Annotated in this window: 12 protein-coding genes and 2 pseudogenes; 9 read left to right on the top strand and 5 right to left on the bottom strand. The window is 71.9% G+C overall.

The genetic code is table 11. The features are described 5' to 3' along the window. Positions 1-17: 17 nt before the first annotated feature. Entirely contained in the window at positions 18-284 is a 267-nt protein-coding gene (rpsT, locus tag ACFPZJ_RS01855; RefSeq protein ID WP_381016198.1) for a 30S ribosomal protein S20, read from the bottom strand. 329 nt (positions 285-613) lie between these two features. On the opposite strand from rpsT, the gene lepA reads away from it, so the two are divergent. Further along, positions 614-2,488 (top strand): translation elongation factor 4, encoded by a 1,875-nt coding sequence (gene lepA / locus ACFPZJ_RS01850; RefSeq protein WP_381016196.1) that lies wholly within the window; start codon positions 614-616, stop codon positions 2,486-2,488. Between the two features lie 266 nt (positions 2,489-2,754). Further along, positions 2,755-4,629: an AMP-dependent synthetase/ligase gene (locus ACFPZJ_RS01845; RefSeq protein WP_381016194.1), complete on the top strand. Its 1,875-nt coding sequence runs from the start codon at positions 2,755-2,757 to the stop codon at positions 4,627-4,629. Between the two features lie 104 nt (positions 4,630-4,733). On the opposite strand, the pseudogene ACFPZJ_RS01840 reads toward ACFPZJ_RS01845, so the two are convergent. Together ACFPZJ_RS01840 and ACFPZJ_RS01835 are read right to left on the bottom strand one after the other, a co-directional pair. Then, positions 4,734-4,883 (bottom strand): annotated as a pseudogene (locus ACFPZJ_RS01840) (response regulator); the annotation flags it as partial. Further along, positions 4,882-5,526 (bottom strand): annotated as a pseudogene (locus ACFPZJ_RS01835) (HAMP domain-containing protein); the annotation flags it as partial. The pseudogenes ACFPZJ_RS01840 and ACFPZJ_RS01835, both read right to left, overlap by 2 nt. A gap of 102 nt (positions 5,527-5,628) precedes the next feature. Here ACFPZJ_RS01835 and ACFPZJ_RS01830 point away from each other — a divergent pair. Beyond that, positions 5,629-7,575, top strand: a complete 1,947-nt coding sequence (locus tag ACFPZJ_RS01830; protein WP_381016191.1) for a SpoIIE family protein phosphatase — start codon at positions 5,629-5,631, stop codon at positions 7,573-7,575. A 52-nt stretch (positions 7,576-7,627) separates the two neighbouring features. Beyond that, complete coding sequence (gene hemW / locus ACFPZJ_RS01825; protein ID WP_381016188.1) at positions 7,628-8,860, top strand: radical SAM family heme chaperone HemW; 1,233 nt, start codon at positions 7,628-7,630, stop codon at positions 8,858-8,860. A gap of 351 nt (positions 8,861-9,211) precedes the next feature. Here the strand turns inward: hemW and ACFPZJ_RS01820 are convergent, their stop codons facing one another. Both ACFPZJ_RS01820 and ACFPZJ_RS01815 read right to left on the bottom strand, forming a co-directional pair. Then, positions 9,212-10,018, bottom strand: coding sequence for a DUF3097 domain-containing protein (locus ACFPZJ_RS01820; RefSeq protein WP_381016185.1), 807 nt, complete (start codon positions 10,016-10,018; stop codon positions 9,212-9,214). Positions 10,019-10,049: 31 nt separating this feature from the next. Next, positions 10,050-10,781: an MBL fold metallo-hydrolase gene (locus ACFPZJ_RS01815; RefSeq protein ID WP_381016182.1), complete on the bottom strand. Its 732-nt coding sequence runs from the start codon at positions 10,779-10,781 to the stop codon at positions 10,050-10,052. A 180-nt stretch (positions 10,782-10,961) separates the two neighbouring features. Between ACFPZJ_RS01815 and hrcA the strand changes: the two genes are divergently transcribed. The 5 genes from hrcA to ACFPZJ_RS01790 all read left to right on the top strand — a co-directional run bounded on the left by hrcA (position 10,962) and on the right by ACFPZJ_RS01790 (position 15,440). Continuing rightward, positions 10,962-11,978: a heat-inducible transcriptional repressor HrcA gene (gene hrcA, locus ACFPZJ_RS01810; protein ID WP_381016179.1), complete on the top strand. Its 1,017-nt coding sequence runs from the start codon at positions 10,962-10,964 to the stop codon at positions 11,976-11,978. After that, on the top strand, positions 11,978-13,114 hold the full coding sequence (gene dnaJ, locus ACFPZJ_RS01805; protein WP_381016176.1) for a molecular chaperone DnaJ: 1,137 nt from the start codon (positions 11,978-11,980) through the stop codon (positions 13,112-13,114). Before hrcA ends, dnaJ begins: the two co-directional genes overlap by 1 nt. 100 nt (positions 13,115-13,214) lie before the next feature. Beyond that, positions 13,215-14,297, top strand: a complete 1,083-nt coding sequence (locus ACFPZJ_RS01800) for a nitronate monooxygenase (protein ID WP_381016174.1) — start codon at positions 13,215-13,217, stop codon at positions 14,295-14,297. Further along, positions 14,294-15,034, top strand: a complete 741-nt coding sequence (locus ACFPZJ_RS01795) for a 16S rRNA (uracil(1498)-N(3))-methyltransferase (RefSeq protein WP_381016171.1) — start codon at positions 14,294-14,296, stop codon at positions 15,032-15,034. Before ACFPZJ_RS01800 ends, ACFPZJ_RS01795 begins: the two co-directional genes overlap by 4 nt. Positions 15,035-15,047: 13 nt before the next feature. Continuing rightward, entirely contained in the window at positions 15,048-15,440 is a 393-nt protein-coding gene (locus tag ACFPZJ_RS01790) for a VOC family protein (protein WP_381016169.1), read from the top strand. Positions 15,441-15,612 lie beyond the last annotated feature (172 nt).

Here is a 15,612-nt window from a genome sequence, read left to right as displayed (position 1 = left end):
TCAGATCAGGTAAGGCTTCAGCCCTTGAGGGCGGCGACCTTCTGAGCCAGCGCCGACTTCTTGTTGGCGGCCTGGTTCTTGTGGATGACGCCCTTGGAGACGGCCTTGTCGAGCTGACGCGCGGCTTCGCGCTGCAGAACGGTGGCCTTCTCGACGTCACCCGCGGCAGCAGCCTCACGGGCCTTGCGGATCGCGGTCTTCAGGGAGGACTTGACGGCCTTGTTGCGCAGCCGGGCCTTCTCGTTGGTCTTGATCCGCTTGATCTGGGACTTGATGTTCGCCACGAATGAGCCTCTACAGGTTCTGGCACGGGGCCGCACGGGTCCCGTACCGGTGATTTCTTGAAGACGTGCCTCCTGCGAGAGGGCATGAGACACAGCCACCCAGGCTACCAGCGGCCCATTCAGTGGCCCAAACCGGCCGTGGGAGGCCGCTTGCGTCGGGGTGAACCGGCCGCGTGACGCCAGCTTGTGTCGGGGTGAACCGGCCGCCGGCCGACGCTTGCTTCGGGGCAAACCGACCGCTGCCTCCCGCCCGTGGGACCATGGAAGCTACGTATCGATCCGACCCGAGACCGCAGACACTGCGGACGCCTCAAGAATCAGGACCCTGCGTGCCCGCGATCCCTAGCCATGTGCCCGAGCCGAGCCGTACCGACCCGGCTCTGATCCGCAATTTCTGCATCATCGCGCACATCGACCACGGCAAGTCCACGCTCGCCGACCGGATGCTCCAGCTGACCGGTGTGGTCGAGCAGCGGCAGATGCGCGCTCAGTACCTCGACCGCATGGACATCGAGCGCGAGCGCGGCATCACGATCAAGTCCCAGGCGGTGCGTCTGCCGTGGGCCCCGACCACGGGGCCCGACCAGGGCGCCACGCACATCCTCAACATGATCGACACCCCGGGGCACGTCGACTTCACCTACGAGGTCTCGCGGTCGCTCGCCGCGTGCGAGGGGACCATCCTCCTGGTCGACGCCGCCCAGGGCATCGAGGCGCAGACCCTCGCCAACCTGTACCTGGCGATGGAGAACGACCTCACGATCATCCCCGTACTGAACAAGATCGACCTGCCGGCCGCGCAGCCCGAGAAGTTCGCGGAGGAGCTCGCGAACCTCGTCGGGTGTGAGCCGGACGACGTGCTCAAGGTCTCCGCCAAGACGGGCCTGGGTGTCGAGGCGCTGCTCGACCGGGTCGTCGCCGAGATCCCCGCCCCGGTCGGCGTCCAGGACGCCCCCGCGCGCGCCATGATCTTCGACTCCGTCTACGACTCCTACCGGGGTGTCGTGACGTACGTGCGTGTCATCGACGGGCAGCTCAACAAGCGTGAGCGGATCCGGATGATGTCGACGGGCGCCACGCACGAGCTGCTGGAGATCGGGACGAACTCGCCGGAGATGCTGCCCGCCGACGGTCTCGGCGTCGGCGAGGTCGGCTACCTCATCACCGGTGTGAAGGACGTCCGCCAGTCCAAGGTCGGCGACACCGTCACCAGCCAGCACAAGGGCGCCACGGAACCGCTCGGCGGTTACAAGGACCCCAAGCCCATGGTCTTCTCGGGCCTGTATCCGCTGGACGGCTCCGACTATCCGGAGCTGCGCGAGGCTCTCGACAAGCTCCAGCTCAACGACGCCGCGCTCGTCTACGAGCCGGAGACCTCCGCCGCCCTCGGCTTCGGCTTCCGCGTCGGTTTCCTCGGCCTGCTGCACCTCGACGTGATCCGCGAGCGGCTGGAGCGGGAGTTCGGGCTCGACCTGATCGCCACCGCGCCGAACGTCGTCTACCGCGTGATCATGGAGGACGGCGAGGAGCACACCGTCACCAACCCGAGCGAGTTCCCCGAGGGCAAGATCCAGGAGGTCTTCGAGCCGGTCGTACGGGCCACGATCCTCGCGCCGACCGAGTTCATCGGCGCGATCATGGAGCTGTGCCAGACCCGCCGCGGCACCCTGCTCGGCATGGACTACCTGTCCGAGGACCGCGTCGAGATCCGCTACACCCTCCCGCTCGCCGAGATCGTCTTCGACTTCTTCGACCAGCTGAAGTCCAAGACGCGCGGCTACGCCTCCCTGGACTACGAGCCCACCGGCGAGCAGAGCAGCTCCCTGGTCAAGGTCGACATCCTGCTGCACGGCGACAAGGTCGACGCCTTCTCGGCGATCACGCACAAGGACCAGGCGTACGCGTACGGTGTGCGGCTCGTCGCCAAGCTGAAGGAGCTCATCCCGCGGCAGAACTTCGAGGTGCCGGTGCAGGCCGCCATCGGCTCGCGGGTGATCGCCCGCGAGACCATCCGCGCCATCCGCAAGGACGTCCTCGCCAAGTGCTACGGCGGTGACATCTCCCGTAAGCGGAAGCTGCTGGAGAAGCAGAAGGAAGGCAAGAAGCGGATGAAGATGGTGGGTTCCGTGGAGGTTCCGCAGGAGGCCTTCATCGCCGTTCTGTCGAGCGACGACAGCGCGGGATCGAGCAAGGCCAAGAAGTAGTCACCCGATGACTCGCTGTGACCAGTGGTTACCTCTGGTTACTTCGACAAATTGCGCCCAAGGGGGGCCTGTCGTACGAAAGTGCGGCGGGCCCCTGCGCGTTCCCCGGGTAGCTCTCTGTAGGAAGTGACAGGGCGCGGAGTCTTACGCACCGGCCGGTCGACCTTTACTCTGATCCCTGCTCGATAGTTACTCGCGAGTTAAACAACGTGAGTAGAACCAGCCGCACCTGAGCCAGCCGCGCTGTCGCGGGCCCGGAGGATGTCGTGAGCGACACACAGACACTGATCGAGAACCGTCCGCCCTCCGTGGCGGCCCTCTTCCTGGAGCGCGTGACGGCCACGCCGGACGCCGAGGCCTACCGCTATCCCGTGCCCCCGGCCTCCGGCCAGGGCCCGGACGACTGGAAGTCGCTGAGCTGGGGCCAGGCCGCAGAGCGGGTCTACGCGATCGCGGCCGGACTGGTCGAGCTGGGCGTGCGGCCGGAGCAGCGCGTCGCGCTCGCCTCCGCCACCAGGATCGAATGGATCCTCGCCGACCTCGGCATCATGTGCGCGGGGGCGGCCACCACGACCGTCTACCCGCAGACCAACGCCGAGGAGTCGGCGTACATCCTCTCCGACTCCGAGAGCCGGGTGCTCATCGCGGAGAACGCCGAGCAGCTGGCCAAGGCGAAGGAGAAGCGGGCCGAGCTGCCCGACCTCACCCACGTCGTGGTCATCGACTCGGCCGGGGTCGAGACGGCCGACTGGATCCTCACCCTGGACGAGCTGGAGAAGCGCGGCGCGGCCCGTCTGGAGAAGGACCCCGACCTGGTCAGGGAGCGGGTCGGCGCCATCACCAAGGACCAGCTGGCCACCCTCATCTACACCTCCGGCACCACCGGCCGCCCCAAGGGCGTGCGCCTGCCGCACGACAATTGGGCGTACATGGCGAAGGCGATCGCCGCGACCGGGCTGGTCAGCGGCGAGGACGTGCAGTACCTGTGGCTGCCGCTCGCCCACGTCTTCGGCAAGGTGCTCACCTCCGGCCAGATCGAGGTCGGGCACGTCACGGCCGTCGACGGCCGGGTCGACAAGATCATCGAGAACCTGCCGGTGGTGCAGCCGACGTACATGGCGGCCGTGCCGCGCATCTTCGAGAAGGTCTACAACGGGGTCGCGGCCAAGGCGAAGGCCGGCGGCGGCGCCAAGTACAAGATCTTCCAGTGGGCCGCCGGGGTGGCCCGCGAGTACGCCAAGGTCACCCAGGACAACTTCCGCCGCACCGGCACCGCGAGCGCCCCCTTCGGTCTGTCGGCCAAGCACAAGGTCGCCGACGCGCTGGTGTACGCCAAGATCCGTGAGGCCTTCGGCGGCAACCTGCGCGCCTGCGTCTCCGGCTCGGCCGCCCTCGCGCCCGACATCGGATACTTCTTCTCCGGCGCCGGCATCCACATCCTGGAGGGCTACGGACTCACCGAGTCCTCCGCCGCGTCCTTCGTCAACCCGGGCGAGGCCTACCGCACCGGCACCGTCGGCAAGCCGCTGCCCGGCACGGAGGTCCGCATCGCCGACGACGGCGAGATCCTGCTGCGGGGCCCCGGCATCATGGAGGGCTACCACAAACTGCCCGAGAAGACCGCCGAGGTGCTGGAGCCGGACGGCTGGTTCCACACCGGTGACATCGGCGAGCTGTCGCCCGACGGCTACCTGCGCATCACCGACCGCAAGAAGGACCTCATCAAGACCTCCGGCGGCAAGTACATCGCGCCCGCCGAGGTCGAGGGCCAGTTCAAGGCGGTGTGCCCGTACGTCTCCAACATCCTGGTGCACGGCGCCGACCGGAACTACTGCACCGCGCTCATCGCGCTCGACGAGGTCGCCATCACCCAGTGGGCGACGGAGAACGGGCTCGAAGGAAAGCCGTACGCGGAGATCGTCGCCGCGCCGCAGACCGTGCAGATGGTCGACGAGTACGTGCAGCAGCTCAACGCGGGTCTGCAGCGCTGGCAGACCATCAAGAAGTTCCGTCTGCTGCCGCGCGACCTCGACGTCGAGCACGGCGAGATCACACCGAGCCTGAAGCTGAAGCGGCCGGTCGTGGAGCGCGAGTACAAGCACCTCATCGACGAGATGTACGAGGGGACTCGCGAGGCGTAGGGAGGTGGCGGGGAGCTGCGCGGCGGCTGCGGACCGGTCGTGGTCGCCCGCGCGGTTCCCCGCCTTTCAGGTCCGTCCGCCCCCTCGGCCACCAGTTGCCGTAGCTCCGTTACCTCTCGTCCTAAGACCTCCCCCTCGCGGGTCTTGCGGTGCAGGTGCAGGAAGACGGACACCTTCGCGCGCAGGACCCAGGGATCGAACGCCTTGGTCAGGCAGTCTGCCGCGCCGGTCGCGTAGCCGCGGAAGGCGTCCCCGTGCCCGCGCCGTCGACCGGGCCGCCATCGTGCAGACCGCCTCGGTCGTATCCCGCCCACTGCCGGACGGTCCCCGCACCTCGGTCCGGCCGGCGAACCGCCCCTCGGTGCCGACCTCTCGGGCGACCCGTGCCGCACCCTCACCTCGCCCGTGAACCGCGAGAGCCGGTCGACCACCGTGTGCACGGCGCGGCCCAGACGCCGCAGGTCACCGCGTGACTGCCGGGCCGTCGTGCGGATCGACCCGCTGGATCAGACCGCCGTCCGCCACCGTGTCCAGCACCCGGGTGGCGTTCGCCGCCGGGGCGACCAGGCGTCGAGCGACTGGTCGACCTCGTTGACGCGGGCCGTCCACACGCCCTGCTCGGGGCCGGCGGTGAGCCGCTCGTCGATCCGGTCGTACCGCGCCGACTCCCGCCTGACGCACCGCACTTCCGTGCGGAAGTGCAGGGGGGCGGTCCACGATCCGGCCGTAGAGCGCGTTGAGTTCGGCCACGATCCCGTGGCCGGTCCGCGGCACCTTCGCGAACCCGCCGTCGCGGGCGGCGGTCAGCGCGTCGAGTGGAGGACGTGGATCGGATGCTCGAATGTGGCCGTCTTCCTGCCCTTCTTCGAGCACACCCGTAGCAGTGTTCTCACTCATGACGGCCCACTTCGGTAACTCGGCGCTTATGGGCGCGGCCAGTCTGTCACCCTGTCGGCATCGACTGAGGCGTATTCGTGCGAACTGTCCGGGGAGCTGCCCATGGGGGCCATTCCGACGCAACGGGAGACGCTGCTCCGTGCCTCCGAGGTGCCCGCGCACGCGTCCGAGGCGTGCGCGCCGACGCACGCGCGGGCGCACACCACCCTGCCCGGCAGTTCCCTCGCCCCCGGCTCCGCCCGCGCGCTGGTGCGCACGGCGCTCGCCGACTGGATTGGCCTCGGCCTGCCCGGCACCGAGCACTTCACCGACCGCCTCGCCGACGACGCCACGCTCGTCGTCAGCGAACTCGTCACCAACGCCGTCGTGCACGCTGGCACGGACGTGGAGCTGACGTGCTACCTGGAGGACACCGGCGCCGTCGTCGTCGAGGTCCGCGACCACCACCCCTCGCGCGCCCCGCGCGGCGGCGAGCCCGAGACGGCGTTCGAGGCGCCGGAGTACGGGCGCGGCCTGCGGCTCGTGGCCACCTTGGCGGAGGCCTGGGGGGTCACCTACCGCACGGGCAGCAAGACGGTCTGGGCGCGGCTGCCCGCCGCGGACCGGTCGCCCGGCCAGGACATCGAGGCGTACGCGGAGGAACGCGCCCTGGAGCGCGGGCTCAGGGTCGCCGCGCTGCTCGCCCCCGACGCGCGGCGGCCCGAGGACGACCGGGACTGGCTCGGCCGCGGCGCCCTGTCCTTCCTCGCCGAGGCCTCCGACCTGCTCGCCGGGCAGCTCGACGAGGACCTGGTCGCCGCCCTCGCCGGTCAGCTGATCGTGCCGCGGCTGGCCGACTGGTGCGCGGTGTGGCTGGAGGACGAGACCTCCGGACACTGGGGGTCCCCCCGCTCGAACGGAGCCGGGATCGGGGGAGGCTGGACCGACGGCACCGGTACCGGAGGCCGCCTCGCCCGCGTCTGGCACACCAGCGAGAACCACATCGAGGAGCTGCGCCACGCCCTGGAGAAGAACCCGCCGCACCCGCACGACCCGCCGGCATCCCGTCCCGCCGCCTACCCTTGGCCCGGTGACTGCCTGGGCGGGACCGGCGCGGCGCTCGCCTACCGGCTGGTGGCCGGGGGCCGCCCGCTGGGCACCCTCGTCATCGGGCGGACCGGCATCCCCCGCTTCCCCGACGAGATCACCGGCCTCGTCGAGGACCTCAGCCGCCGGGTGGCGCTCGCCATCGGCGCCGCCCGCCAGTACGCCCGGCAGGCCACCATCAGCGCCGTCCTCCAGCGCGGGCTGCTGCCCGGCGTCGTCGCCGAGATCCCCGGGGTGCGCAGCGCCCTCGTGTACGAGCCGTACGACAAGGGCGGCCCGAGCGGGGACTTCTACGACGTCTTCCCCGCCGGTGACGGCCGCTGGTGCTTCGCGGTCGGCGACGTCCAGGGCAAGGGGCCCGAGGCCGCCGTCGTCATCGGGCTCGCCCGCCCCTGGCTGCGGCTGCTGGCCCGGGAGGGCTACCGGGTTGCCGACGTCCTGGACCGCCTCAACCAGCTCCTCCTCGACGACGCGACGGAGGCCGCGGACGCCGCGGCCCGGGCCCTGGTGGCCGCCGGGGCCCGGCCCACGACACCCGGTGACGGCCCGCAGACCCGCTTCCTCTCCCTGCTCTACGGCGAGCTGGTGCCCTTCGACGGCGGCGTCCGCTGCACCCTCGCCTCCGCCGGACATCCGCTGCCGCTGCACCTCGGCCCCGACGGCACGGTCCGTACGGCGGCCGAGCCGCAGACCCTCCTCGGAGTCATCGAGGACGCGACGTACACCAGCGAGACCTTCGAGCTGCGGTCCGGTGACACGCTGCTGTGCGTCACCGACGGGGTGACCGAGCGGCGCAGCGGCTCACGCCAGTTCGACGACGGGGACGGGCTCGCCGCGGCGCTGGCGGGCTGCGCGGGACTGGACGCGGAGCTCATAGCGGAGCGGATCAAGCGGCTGGTGCACGAGTTCGGCGCGCGCCCTCCGGCGGACGACCTGGCGCTGCTGGTGCTCCAGGCGCAGTGAGCCTCCGGGTGAGCGGGCGAGGCGCCGGCCGGGGTGCTGGACAATGGAAGACATGCCTTCCGCACTCCCCGACGGCGAGCCCGTCCCCGCCGACGGCGCGCTGCCCCCGCGGGCGCTCGCCGGGGCCGCCGACCGCCCCCTCGGGTTCTACCTGCACGTTCCGTACTGCGCGACCCGCTGCGGCTACTGCGACTTCAACACCTACACCGCGACCGAGCTGCGCGGCACGGGCGGCGTCCTCGCCTCCCGCGACAACTACGCCGAGACGCTGATCGACGAGATCCGCCTGGCCCGCAAGGTGCTCGGCGACGACCCGCGGCCGGTCCGCACGGTCTTCGTCGGGGGCGGTACGCCGACCCTGCTGGCCGCGGACGACCTCGTCCGCATGCTGGGCGCGCTCCGGGACGAGTTCGGGCTGGCGCCGGACGCGGAGGTCACGACTGAGGCGAACCCCGATTCGGTGGACCCGGCGTATCTGGCGCGGCTGCGGGAGGGCGGCTTCAACCGGATCTCCTTCGGCATGCAGAGCGCCCGGCAGCACGTGCTGAGGATCCTGGACCGCACGCACACGCCCGGGCGTCCGGAGGCGTGCGTCGCGGAGGCCCGCGCCGCGGGATTCACCCATGTGAACCTGGACCTGATCTACGGCACGCCGGGGGAGTCCGACGACGACTGGCGGGCGTCGCTGGAGGCCGCCCTGGCCGCCGGCCCCGACCACATCAGCGCCTATGCCCTGATCGTCGAGGAGGGCACGGGGCTCGCGCGCCGCATCCGCCGGGGCGAGATCCCGATGACCGACGACGACGTCCACGCCGACCGCTACCTGATCGCGGACGAGGCGCTGTCGGCGGCGGGCTTCGACTGGTACGAGGTGTCGAACTGGGCCACGTCGCGGGCCGGGCGCTGCCTGCACAACGAGCTGTACTGGCGCGGCGCCGACTGGTGGGGGGCCGGGCCCGGGGCGCACAGCCACGTAGGCGGGGTGCGCTGGTGGAACGTGAAGCACCCGGGCGCGTACGCGGCGGCGCTGGCGGCGGGGCGGTCGCCGGGGGCCGGGCGTGAGGTGCTGTCGGAGGAGGACCGCCGGGTCGAGCGGATCCTGCTGGAGCTGCGGCTGCGGGAGGGCGTGTCGTTGTCGCTGCTGCGGAAGGAGGGGCTTGCGGCGTCGCGCCGGGCGTTGTCCGAGGGGTTGCTGGAAGGCGGGCCTTACGAGGAGGGCCGGGCGGTGCTGACGTTGCGGGGGCGGTTGCTGGCGGACGCCGTGGTCAGGGATCTGGTGGACTGAGGGGCGGGCTCGGCGTCCCCGCCTAGGCGGGGGTGGGTCCGCAACCCGGCGGTGAGGGGCAACGACCCGGTGAGCTCCGGTGCCCCGGCCGGTGTCCCGAGGTGCTGCGGGGTCACCCGAGGCCGGGTGCCGCTTCGCCCATCTGTACAGCTCCGGTCGGCACGTGTGCCCGCGGCTCAACCGAACGGCGGTGGGTGGGGTGCTGCTTTGCCCGCCTGTGCCGCCGCGGCCCGGCGCCGTGTCGCACGCAGCGGCACGCGTGCCGCGGCTCAGCGCCGTGTCGCGCCCGGCACGCATGCCCGCGGCCTCAGCCGAACGGTCGCGGGCGGCGGAGTGGGGTCGGGTGTCGGGCTACGTCGGCGCCGTGACGAAGTCGATCAGTTCCTCCACCCGCCCCAGCAGCTCCGGCTCCAGGTCCCTGTAGGAGCGCACCCGGCCGAGGATCCGTTGCCAGGCCGCCCCCGTGTTCTCCGGCCAGCCCAGGGCCCGGCACACCCCGGTCTTCCAGTCCTGGCCGCGCGGTACCCGCGGCCAGGACTCGATGCCCAGGGACGACGGTTTGACCGCCTCCCAGATGTCGATGAACGGGTGGCCGACGACCAGCGCGTGCTCACTCGTCACCGACCGGGCGATGCGCCACTCCTTGGAACCCGGGACCAGGTGGTCCACCAGGACGCCCAGACGGGCGTCCGGGCCGGGGGAGAAGGAGTCCACGACGGACGGCAGGTCGTCGACGCCCTCCAGGTACTCCACGACCACGCCCTCGACGCGCAGGTCGTCGCCCCACACCTTCTCGACCAGCTCGGCGTCGTGCCGGCCCTCCACGTAGATGCGCCCGGCCCGGGCCACGCGCGCGCGTGCGCCGGGGACGGCGACCGAACCGGAGGCCGTGCGGGTGGGGCGCACCGGACCGCCCGAGGAGGGCCGTACGAGCGTCACCACCCGGCCCTCCAGCAGGAAGCCGCGCGGCTCCATCGGGAACACGCGGTGCTTGCCGAAGCGGTCCTCCAGCGTGACCGTGCCCGCCTCACAGCCGATCACCGCGCCGCAGAAACCGGTGACCTGCTCCTCCACCACCAGGCCCGGCTCGGCCGGGACCTCGGGAACCGGCTTGGGCTTCTTCCACGGCGGGGTCAGGTCCGGAGAGTACTGGCGCATTCGGATGACGATAGGAGAAGTCGGCGGGCGTTCACGGAGACACGCCGAACCGCGCGGCGAGGGCGTCGCGTTGCGCCCGGACGAACGCCGCGTCCACCACCGCTCCGTGACCGGGCACGTACAGCGCGTCCTCGCCGCCCAGGTCCAGCAGGCGGTCCAGGGCCGCCGGCCAGTGGGACGGCACCGCGTCCGGGCCCGCCTGCGGCGCGCCGGACTCCTCCACCAGGTCGCCGCAGAAGACCACCTCCGGGTCGCCCGGCACCAGCACGGCGAGATCGTGGGCGGTGTGGCCCGGGCCCACGTTCGCCAGCAGCACCTGGCGGCCCGCGCCCAGGTCGAGGGTCCGCTCCCCGGAGACCAGGTGGCGGGGCGGGGCCAGCGCGTCGGCCGCCTCCTCGGCCTGCCGGGCGTCCAGGCCGTGGGTCACCGCGTCCGCGCGCAGCTCCTCGCGGTCACGCGCGCGCGTGAACACCCCGTCCACGCCCACCGCCGCGAACACCTCCGCGCCCGCGAACGCCGCCGAGCCGAGGACGTGGTCGAAGTGTGGATGGGTCAGCGCGAGATGCGTCACACGATGACCGGCGAGTTCCCGCGCCTGCGCGCGCAACCGCGCGCCCTCGGCCAGGCTCGACCCCGCGTCGATCACCAGTGCCGCGCCCTCCCCGACGACGAGCCCGGCCGTGCAGTCCCACACCGGGAGCCGGCACCGCCCCACCCCGGCCGCGACCCGCTCCCATCCCAGCTCTTCCCAAGTCACCGTCATACGGCGACGCTAGCCGGGGAGCGGCGCCGTGGCGCCGCCACGGCACCGGCCTTGCCCGTGCCGTACCCCACCGCCGTACACTGGGCCGGGGAAGTCTGGCACTCGCACGCGCCGAGTGCCAGGAGTGTCAGGCGAAACCAGGCAGGACACCGGGCGGACGACTTCTGGAGGTGTGCGCGCATGCTCAGTGAACGCAGGCTTCAGGTGCTGCGCGCCATCGTCCAGGACTACGTCGGCACCGAGGAGCCCGTCGGCTCCAAGGCGCTCACCGAGCGGCACAACCTCGGTGTCTCCCCGGCCACCGTCCGCAACGATATGGCCGCCCTGGAGGACGAGGGCTACATCGCCCAGCCGCACACCAGCGCCGGGCGCATCCCCACCGACAAGGGCTACCGGCTCTTCGTGGACAAGCTCGCGGGCGTCAAGCCCATGTCCGCGCCGGAGCGGCGGGCCATCCAGAACTTCCTCGAGGGCGCCGTCGACCTGGACGACGTCGTGGCCCGGACCGTGCGGCTGCTGGCGCAGCTGACGCGGCAGGTCGCCGTCGTGCAGTACCCGTCGCTGACCCGGTCGACCGTGCGGCACGTGGAGCTGCTCTCCCTCGCGCCGGCGCGTGTGATGCTGGTGCTGATCACGGACACCGGGCGGGTCGAACAGCGTGTGGTCGACTGCCCGGCGCCCTTCGGCGAGACGTCGCTGGCGGATCTGCGCGCGCGGCTCAACAGCCGGGTCGCGGGCCGTCGTTTCACGGACGTGCCGAGCCTGGTCGAGGACCTGCCGGAGGCCTTCGAGGTCGAGGACCGCGGTACGGTCTCGACGGTGCTCTCCACACTTCTGGAGACGCTCGTCGAGGAGAACGAGGAGCGGTTGATGATCGGCGGCACCGCCAATCTGACCCGCTTCTCGCACGACTTCCCCCTCACGATCCGGCCGGTGCTGGAGGCGCTGGAGGAGCAGGTGGTGCTCCTGAAGCTGCTCGGCGAGGCCAAGGATCCGGGCGTGACCGTCCGTATCGGTCACGAGAACGCCCACGAAGGACTCAACTCCACGTCCGTCGTGTCGGTCGGCTACGGTTCGGGCGGCGAGGCTGTCGCCAAGCTCGGCGTGGTCGGACCGACCCGCATGGACTACCCGGGAACGATGGGAGCGGTACGCGCAGTGGCACGGTACGTCGGACAGATCCTGGCGGAGTCGTAGTGGCCACGGACTACTACGCCGTACTCGGCGTGCGCCGCGACGCGTCGCAGGAAGAGATCAAGAAGGCCTTCCGGCGGCTCGCGCGCGAGCTGCACCCGGACGTCAACCCCGATCCGAAGACCCAGGAGCGGTTCAAGGAGATCAACGCCGCCTACGAGGTGCTGTCGGACCCGCAGAAGAAGCAGGTCTACGACCTCGGCGGCGACCCGCTCTCGCAGGCCGGCGCGGCCGGCGCGGGCGGCTTCGGGGCCGGCGGCTTCGGGAACTTCTCCGACATCATGGACGCGTTCTTCGGCACGGCGTCGCAGCGCGGTCCGCGCTCGCGCACCCGCCGCGGCCAGGACGCGATGATCCGTATCGAGGTCGAGCTCGACGAGGCCGCCTTCGGCACCACGAAGGACCTCCAGGTCGACACGGCCATCGTGTGCACGACCTGCAACGGCGACGGCGCGGCGCCGGGGACCTCGGCGCAGACGTGTGACATGTGCCGGGGCCGCGGTGAGGTCTCGCAGGTCACCCGGTCCTTCCTGGGCCAGGTCATGACCTCGCGCCCGTGCCCGCAGTGCCAGGGCTTCGGGACCGTGGTGCCCACGCCGTGCCCGGAGTGCGCCGGCGACGGCCGCGTACGGTCCCGCCGTACCCTCACCGTCAAGATCCCGGCCGGTGTCGACAACGGCACCCGCATCCAGCTCGCCGGCGAGGGCGAGGTGGGGCCCGGTGGCGGTCCCGCCGGTGACCTGTACGTCGAGATCCACGAACTCCCGCATCCGGTGTTCCAGCGGCGCGGCGACGACCTGCACTGCACGGTCACGCTCCCGATGACGGCGGCGGCCCTCGGCACCAAGGTGCCGCTGGAGACGCTGGACGGCATGGAGGAGGTCGACATCCGCCCGGGCACCCAGTCCGGCCAGTCGATCCCGCTGCACGGGCGCGGTGTGACGCACCTGCGGGGCGGCGGACGCGGTGACCTCATCGTCCACGTCGAGGTGCAGACCCCGAGCAAGCTCGACCCCGAGCAGGAGAGGCTCCTGCGCGAGCTGGCCAAACTGCGCGGCGAGGAGCGCCCGCAGGGACAGTTCCAGCCCGGGCAGCAGGGGCTGTTCTCGCGGCTGAAGGACGCCTTCAACGGGCGCTGACGCGGGCGGCCGTGGGCCGGGGCGCGCGGGTGTGCCGCTGGTCCATGCCAGTCGGAAGGCCGGATTCGGACTCGCTCGGAGGACGTGACAACATGCGGTCATGTCCTCCGCGCTGACCGATCTCTTCCCGCATCCGATCGTGCAGGCCCCCATGGCGGGCGGCGTCTCCGTGCCGCAGCTCGCCGCCGCCGTGTCCGAGGCGGGCGGCCTCGGGTTCCTCGCCGCCGGGTACAAGACCGCCGACGGGATGTACCAGGAGATCAAACAGCTGCGCAGCCTCACCGGCAGGCCCTTCGGCGTCAACCTGTTCATGCCGCAGCCGGAGTACGCCGACCCGGCCGCCGTCGACGTCTACGCCCACCAGCTCGCCGGCGAGGCCTCCTGGTACGAGACCGAGCTCGGCGACCCCGACAGCGGCCGCGACGACGGCTACGAGGCCAAGCTCGCCGTCCTGCGCGACAACCCGGTGCCGGTGGTCTCGTTCCACTTCGGTGTGCCGAGCCGGGAGGTCATCGACTCCCTGCACCGCGTCGGCACGTTCACGCTCGTCACCGCGACCACCGCCGAGGAGGCCCGCGCCGTCGAACGCTCGGGCGCCGACGCGGTGATCGCGCAGGGCGTCGAGGCGGGCGGCCACCAGGGCACGCACCGGGACGTCCCGGAGACGGACGGTTCCGGTCTCGGCCTGCTGTCGCTGGTCGCCCAGGTCCGCGAGGCGGTGAGCCTGCCCATCGTCGCCGCCGGGGGCATCATGCGCGGCAGCCAGATCGCCGCCGTACTCGCGGCGGGTGCGAGCGCGGCCCAGCTGGGCACGGCCTTCCTCGCCACCCACGAGTCCGGCGCCAACGCCCTGCACAAGCAGGCTCTGACCAACCCCCTGTTCGTCCGCACGGAGCTGACCCGCGCCTTCTCCGGACGTCCGGCCCGCGGCCTGGTCAACCGCTTCCTGCGCGAGCACGGCCCCTACGCGCCCGCCGCCTACCCGGAGATCCACCACCTGACCTCGCCGCTGCGCAAGGCCGCCGCCAAGGCGGGCGACGCGCAGGGCATGGCGCTGTGGGCCGGGCAGGGGCACCGGATGGCGCGGGAGATGCCCGCGGGGCAGCTCGTGGAGGTGCTGGCCGGTGAACTCGCGGTCGCCCGGACAGCGTTGTCGGGATACCCGGGAGGTACGGGCCGATGACCGCGCCGGTGTTCGTGGTCGAGCACTTCCGGGCGGGCGGCGGCGGACGGTACGTCCTCGACGGCCCGGAGGGGCGGCACGCCGTCTCCGTGAAGCGGCTGCGGCCCGGCGAGGACGTGATCCTCACCGACGGGGCCGGGCACTGGGCGGACTGCGTGGTGCTCGGCACCGAAGGCAAGGACCGGCTGGTCGTCCAGCTGGACTCGGTGAGCGAGGAGCCGCCGGAGGAGCCCCGCATCACCGTCGTCCAGGCGCTGCCCAAGGGCGACCGCGGTGAGCTGGCCGTCGAGACGATGACCGAGGTCGGTGTCGACGCGATCGTGCCGTGGGCGGCGGCGCGCTGCATCACGCAGTGGAAGGGCGACCGGGGACTGAGGTCCCTCGCCAAGTGGCGGGCGACGGCCCGGGAGGCCGGCAAGCAGTCCCGCCGGGTGCGCTTCCCCGAGGTCGCGGACGCGGCGACGACCAAGCAGGTCGCCGCGCTGCTCGCCCGGGCCGACTTCGCCGCCGTGCTCCACGAGAGCGGCGAGGAGCCGCTGGCGACGGCCGAACTCCCCGCCGAGGGCGAGATCGTGCTCGTCGTCGGTCCCGAAGGCGGTGTCGCCCCGGAGGAGCTGGAGCTGTTCGCGGGGGCGGGAGCGAAGGCGTACGTGCTCGGCCCCACCGTGCTGCGCACCTCGACCGCCGGTACGGCCGCCGCCGCCCTGCTGCTCGGCCGCACCGGCCGCTGGTCCTGACACCGGGGGAACCGTGGAACTCGCCCAAGTACGTCTTTTCGTCACCGACTTCCCGGCCTGCTACCGCTTCTACGCCGATGTCCTCTCCCTCACGCCGCAGTCGGGCGCGGCCGACGGACCGTACGAGAAGTTCAGCCCCGACTCCGGCTCGGCGGGTATCGCCCTGCAGAACCGGGCGATGATGGCCGGGGTCCTGGACGAACTCGGCGAGACGGCGGCCGGCCACCGCTCGCTGGTCGTCCTGCGCGTCGACGACCTGGACGCCTGCTGCGACCGGATCACCTCCCGGGGCGCCACCCTGCTGCACGGCCCCGCCCCCATGACCGACCGCATGCGCGTCGCCCACCTCAAGGACCCGGAGGGCAACTTGGTCGAACTCCAGGAGTGGCTCCTGCCACGCGGCTGACCCCGGCTGCACGGGCAGCCGGGCAGCCGAGCGGTCCGGCGGGACGGATGCGCGGCGGTGGGGCGGGGGCGAGGGGCGTTGGGCGAGCAGGAGTTGGGCTACGCGAACGCGACGTGCGGGAGCGCAGCGTGGCCGTATGCGCCCTACCGCGCCGCCCCGGTCCGGTGGCAGG

Origin of the sequence: Streptomyces bullii, from assembly GCF_042657145.1 — a bacterium.
In the GTDB taxonomy this organism is placed as follows: Bacteria; Actinomycetota; Actinomycetes; order Streptomycetales; family Streptomycetaceae; genus Streptomyces; species Streptomyces bullii.
Note: the sequence above shows the minus strand (reverse complement) of the source record. Positions and strands in the feature narration are given on the sequence as shown.

What these genes read in the sequence shown, in the direction of transcription:
- ACFPZJ_RS01830 (WP_381016191.1), top strand. Translation starts at nt 5,629, where the DNA reads ATGGGGGCCATTCCGACGCAACGGGAGACGCTGCTCCGTGCCTCCGAG.
- hemW (WP_381016188.1), top strand. Translation starts at nt 7,628, where the DNA reads ATGCCTTCCGCACTCCCCGACGGCGAGCCCGTCCCCGCCGACGGCGCG.
- ACFPZJ_RS01820 (WP_381016185.1), bottom strand. Translation starts at nt 10,018, where the DNA reads ATGCGCCAGTACTCTCCGGACCTGACCCCGCCGTGGAAGAAGCCCAAG.
- ACFPZJ_RS01815 (WP_381016182.1), bottom strand. Translation starts at nt 10,781, where the DNA reads ATGACGGTGACTTGGGAAGAGCTGGGATGGGAGCGGGTCGCGGCCGGG.
- hrcA (WP_381016179.1), top strand. Translation starts at nt 10,962, where the DNA reads ATGCTCAGTGAACGCAGGCTTCAGGTGCTGCGCGCCATCGTCCAGGAC.
- ACFPZJ_RS01800 (WP_381016174.1), top strand. Translation starts at nt 13,215, where the DNA reads ATGTCCTCCGCGCTGACCGATCTCTTCCCGCATCCGATCGTGCAGGCC.
- ACFPZJ_RS01795 (WP_381016171.1), top strand. Translation starts at nt 14,294, where the DNA reads ATGACCGCGCCGGTGTTCGTGGTCGAGCACTTCCGGGCGGGCGGCGGC.